The following is a 5,352-nucleotide window of genomic DNA, read 5'->3' on the forward strand; positions in this document are numbered from 1 at the left end:
GGTGGGAAGGCATCCGCGCCCGCCGTTATACAGGCAACAGACTGGGAAGCACCGTAGAATGACACAGAAGCCTGCACTCCAGACAAAAATGAAGGGTATTCTGCTGGCCGGTGGTTCCGGAACGCGCCTGTACCCCATGACGCTTGCCGCCAGCAAACAGTTGCTGCCGGTTTATGATAAGCCGATGGTCTATTATCCGCTCTCCACGCTGATGCTGGCGGGGATCCGGGATATCATGATCATCAGCACCCCCGCCGATCTCCCGCAGTTCAAGCGCCTGCTTGGAGACGGATCTCAGTTTGGCGTCACGTTTGAATACCGGGCCCAGCCTTCACCGGATGGAATTCCGCAGGCCTTCCTGATTGCGGAAGACTGGCTGGATAACTGCCCGTGTGCCCTGGCGCTGGGTGACAACCTGATTTTTGCGGACCATCTGAGCGCTGCCCTCCAGACAGCCGCCATCCGCCCGACGGGCGCAACGGTTTTTGCGTATCAGGTGCGTGACCCGGAACGCTACGGCGTGGTGTCCTTTGACGAGACAGGCCGCGCTCTGAGCATTGTTGAAAAACCGAAAGAGCCGGTTTCCAACTGGGCTGTGACCGGCCTGTATTTCTATGACAACCGTGTTCTGGACTTCGCCAAACGGGTCAAACCTTCTGCGCGCGGTGAGCTGGAAATTACAGACCTCAACCGCTTCTATCTGGAAGAGGGCAGCCTGCACGTGGACCGTCTGGGCCGCGGCTGCGCCTGGCTGGACGCCGGGATTCCGGACAGCCTGATGGAAGCCGGTCAGTTTGTGCACACCATTCAGGCCCGTCAGGGCATGCTGGTTGGCTCTCCGGCGGAAGTTGCCTTCCGGCTTGGCTTTATTGATGCGGACCAGCTCCGCGCACATGCCTCCCGCATGGGGAAAACAGAACTGGGACGGCTGCTGATGCAGGTCGCGTCGACATTTTAATAAATATTGGATAATCAAGTCATGGAAAATTTTTATCTCTTGTCGTATCACGGTTTTTTCTTGGAGTATGACTCTGATGTGGGGATCTATGAACAAAGTATAATTAGTTCTACTAAGAAAATGTCACGTTTTTTTTTATTAGATACAAAAAAAGACAAAAGTGTTTTGTCTTTTTTTGAAAAGTTAAATATAAAAGAAAGCGATAACTTTATTTTAATACATCACGAAAATTTTTATTTAACATCCCTTCCAGACGGAACGCTTATAAAACAAGAAGTTAAGTGTGCTGGCGCTTGGGAGTACTTTCTAAAAATACCCGAAGAATTCTTCCATAAATTTTATCAAATTGTCAATAAACATTGGAGCGCTTCTGGCGAAATAATAAAAAAAAGAGATATATATATATCTGAAAATTATACTGTAAATTTAGGTAATTATTGTTTGGATATTTATGATTTTATGAATGGATTTAAATATGATTTTTCAAATCCAAACTGCTTTTCCTTCTCGATTAACGATCGTAATATTGAATTTAAAGAAGTTTTTGATTCTGAAATTCATAAAATAATATGGGTTGAATCTTTGGGTAATATCGCAAATCGTGCGTTGCAATATTTAGTGGCTAAAGCAATAGAAGAACGGACTTCCAATCTGTCAATTAAAAATGTAAATTTACCGGAATGGGGAATGCAAAAAGAACATTGCGAACTGGAGTTAGAAAATTCCTGTATAATTAGTGAGTTGGATTTTTGGTTTGATATTCGCGGTTTATCCCAAAATCTTAATAATGGAAATATAGATAGTTTTAAAATTAAAGGATATCCTTTTAATGTTGATTTTTATCCAAGTAGAAAAAATGCAAAAATGTATCTTCCAAATTTTTCAGATTTCGAAGAGGAAATAGTAGGCTTTAATGAAGAGCAAATTGTTTTTAATATTAGAGCTGACGAAATATTGCATGGAATTCATGCAGACTACCTTGTTCTTCCATTTGAATATTACAAAATGCTTGAATTCAAAACCGGATTGAAGCCTGTTTTTTTTGGTCAGCTTGCTAATAATCCTTATATTGAAAAATTAAAAGAAGAATTTCCTAATGCGTTGTTTGTTAATGGGAAAGGGGCTCGTTATGATTTTGAAGTTTTGCGTAGATCTTGCAATATAGCTATAAGTGTTAGTACTTTTTCTTGGTTAGCTGCTTGGCTTAGTGATGCCAAGAATATTTATGTACCACTTGCTGGTATGATGAATCCCTGCCAAGCTGTGGGACAAAATTTTATTCCTCGTAATGATCCAGCTTATAAATTTATTAGCTTCCCGCTTTGTCGTTCTGAATGTTTATATAAACATTCAGAACGATTCTGGGAAAATTTGAGTTACATGGCAAGAAATATGAAATTTATTTCAGCAGAGGAAGCATATAATATTTTTCAGAGAGTCGACACTCTTAGAAATAAAAAGCAAGGTTTAGGTGGGTTTGATCCACGTTTTTATATAAAGAAAAATTATAAAGACATGTTAAAGCCAGGAAATGGCTTAGAACATTACATGCATAATAACACTAAAATTCAGGAAGCCTTTCCACTAAAAGAGCGTGAGTATCTTATTGATTACCCAGAGGCTGGAATAATTATTGCAAATGGATATTTCAGTTCAGTCAATGAGTATCACTCATTTATTGGAACTCACATTGGGAATAAATGCTATTAATCTAAGGTTTATTGACGTGCCCCCCTTTTTGTATCCACTCAAAAGGAGAGTTCCCGTTTTTTATGGCTTGGGGTTGGTGGGATGGCAAGTGTCTCGGGGGCATGCCCCCGAGACACTTGTCTGGCGACCTGGAGGGTTCGAAGAACCGTTGATGGTTTCTCCTTTTGCCTGATTTCAGTTTTTTGTCGTGTTGATTGCTGGTTCGTGGACCTAATTTTCACCCTGCGTTTTGAGCAGAGTGAGGGTCTTATGCCCTGGATTGCTACGCGATCGCGTTAATCCGCTCCAGGAGGAGAAAGCGGCGCATATTGTAGACGATATTGGCTAGAGCATAATCCGATCTAGAGCGTTTTCTTTCCTGATTGAATCGCTGGGGATTCCCAAAATGGCGGTGATCTGATTCAAGGTGACGACCGGGATGGAGGCCGGTTGTGGATGTCATCACGCACATTGTCTCTGGATCTCCGCGAACGTGTTGTCGCGGCCGTTTCGAATGGTCTGTCGCGTCGTCAGGCGGCTGAACGGTTTGGCGTCAGTCCGGCAAGTGCGGTTCGCTGGTGCGCTCTTGCCGCCACGACCGGCAGTCCTGCTGCCAGACTGCGTGGCGGGGATCGTCTGTCTCACCGGATTGAGGCGCAGGCCGAGCGTATTCATGCGCTGATCGCGGAGAAGGATGATCTGACCCTGGCCGAAATCCGCGCCCGACTGGCTGAGGACGGCCATCACTTTGCAATCGGCACGCTGTGGCGTTTCTTCGCGCGTCATAAGATCACATGGAAAAAAAGACCGCTCACGCGGCGGAGCAGGATCGCGCCGATATCCTGACACGACGACAGGAGTGGTTCGATGCCCAGCCCGATCTCAATCCGGAACGGCTGGTCTTCATTGATGAGACCTGGGCCTCCACCAATATGGCGCGCCGCTACGGGCGGTGTCTGCGCGGCCAGAGGCTGCGTTCTGCCGTGCCACATGGTCACTGGAAAACAACGACATTCGTCGCCGGGTTGCGATTGACCGGTGTCGTGGCGCCCCTGGTGCTGGATGGTCCGATCAATGGCCGCAGCTTCCAGACCTATCTCGATCGCGTGCTGGTGCCTGATCTGCTGCCAGGCGACATCGTCATCATGGACAATCTCGGTTCTCACAAAGGCCCCGGCGTTCAGGCCGCGATCGAAGCAGCAGGTGCGACCGTGCGCTATCTCCCGCCCTACAGCCCGGACTTCAATCCCATCGAGAAGGCCTTCTCCAAACTCAAGGCCCATCTCCGTAAAGCCGCAGAACGCACACGCGACGCCCTGTGGGACAGGATCGGCACACTGATTGATCAGGTCACTCCCACAGAGTGCGCAAACTTCTTTACAGCCGCTGGATATGAGCCAGATTGAGAGAAAAACGCTCTAACGGGCTCATTTTGAGATTCCCCTTGTGGTCGAAATCTGATTCATACTATGTGCCGGTATGGAGGCCGGCCCGTATGACCCGAGCCCTGTCTGCTGACCTTCGCCGCCGCACGATTGCGGCTGTTGCCTCTGGCATGACCCGTCGTGCGGCGGCGGTTCGCTTTGGTGTGTCTTCATCGAGTGTTATCCGCTGGGTCTCTGAGTGGCAGGCCAGCGGTCGTGACCATGCGCTCAAACAGGGTGGAGATCGCCGTTCTCACCGGATTGAAGCGTGGTCTGCCTTCCTGCTGGCTGCGATTGAAACAAAGGCCGATATTTCCCTCGTCGAACTGGCGGAGAAACTTGCGGCGGAACATGGTGTCCGCTTTGCGCCGAGCACGATCTGGCGCTGTCTCGACCGTCACGACATGACCGTCAAAAAAAACGGCGCACGCCAGCGAGCAGACACGGCCAGACGTCGCACAGCGGCGCGAAGCTTGGTTTGACAGTCAGCCTGACCTCGATCCGGGCCGCCTGGTCTTCATCGACGAAACGACGGTCTCAACGAAGATGGCCCGTCTGCGCGGACGCTCACGTCGTGGCACGCGCTGCCGGATGTCCGTGCCCCACGGGCACTGGAAAACCACGACGTTCATCGGCGGACTGCGTCTGTCCGGCGTGACTGCCCCGATGATGCTGGACGGCCCAATGACTGGTGAATGGTTCGCCGCCTACGCGCGCAAGGTGCTCGCTCCAACGCTGTCACCGGGAGACGTCGTCATTCTGGATAATCTTCCGGCACACAAGAGTGCTGAAGCGCGCGAGGCTGTAGAGGCGGTTGGTGCCCACCTGCTGTTCCTGCCGCCCTACAGTCCCGACTTCAACCCTATCGAGAACATCTTCGCCAAGATAAAGGCATGGATCAGACGACTGGCGCCCCGCACCCTCAATGCACTCCAGGATGCATTGTGCGGTGCAATCGACGATGTCTGTCACAGCCAGGCCGCCGCCTGCTTCACCGCCGCTGGGTATGAACCAGATTGATCGGATTATGCTCTAGCCTGATCCTCATGGTGGCTCGCGTTATGCCTACGGTTCGGACGAACAGTCCCGTCTGTGACTTCTGATCAGCAAAAATATGCTCGACACGCGACCGGATAACGGATTTTCCTGCATTCGATTTCTGGATATGTCGTGGCATCGGCTTAAGATGAGGCTTTTTCCTGTGAACCTTGAAGACAAAGCCATGCTTCTCCATGAAGGCCTCATTGGCTTTTGAACGGGGCTGTATCTGCCCAGACATTA

The 5,352-nt window shown here is 49.5% G+C and carries 4 protein-coding genes and 1 pseudogene; 4 read left to right on the top strand and 1 reads right to left on the bottom strand.

The window, feature by feature from the left end:
* Positions 1-58: 58 nt before the first annotated feature.
* The 4 genes from rfbA to KP699_RS15810 all read left to right on the top strand — a co-directional run bounded on the left by rfbA (position 59) and on the right by KP699_RS15810 (position 5,091).
* Positions 59-958 (top strand): glucose-1-phosphate thymidylyltransferase RfbA, encoded by a 900-nt coding sequence (gene rfbA / locus KP699_RS15795; protein ID WP_215763287.1) that lies wholly within the window; start codon positions 59-61, stop codon positions 956-958.
* A 21-nt stretch (positions 959-979) separates the two neighbouring features.
* Positions 980-2,668 (top strand): hypothetical protein, encoded by a 1,689-nt coding sequence (locus tag KP699_RS15800; RefSeq protein WP_215763288.1) that lies wholly within the window; start codon positions 980-982, stop codon positions 2,666-2,668.
* A gap of 435 nt (positions 2,669-3,103) precedes the next feature.
* Positions 3,104-4,053, top strand: a protein-coding gene (locus KP699_RS15805) for an IS630 family transposase (protein ID WP_374196967.1) whose coding sequence is annotated in 2 segments (ribosomal slippage) — positions 3,104-3,446 and positions 3,446-4,053 — 951 coding nt in all. Because the reading frame shifts where the segments join, the coding sequence is not laid out codon by codon here.
* 89 nt (positions 4,054-4,142) lie between these two features.
* Positions 4,143-5,091, top strand: a protein-coding gene (locus KP699_RS15810) for an IS630 family transposase (protein WP_215763290.1) whose coding sequence is annotated in 2 segments (ribosomal slippage) — positions 4,143-4,483 and positions 4,482-5,091 — 951 coding nt in all. Because the reading frame shifts where the segments join, the coding sequence is not laid out codon by codon here.
* Here the strand turns inward: KP699_RS15810 and KP699_RS15815 are convergent.
* Positions 5,063-5,352 (bottom strand): annotated as a pseudogene (locus tag KP699_RS15815) (IS5/IS1182 family transposase); the annotation flags it as partial. The gene KP699_RS15810 and the pseudogene KP699_RS15815 overlap by 29 nt on opposite strands.

It is taken from the genome of Acetobacter sp. P1H12_c (assembly GCF_018811975.1).
Taxonomy (GTDB): domain Bacteria; phylum Pseudomonadota; class Alphaproteobacteria; order Acetobacterales; family Acetobacteraceae; genus Acetobacter; species Acetobacter persici.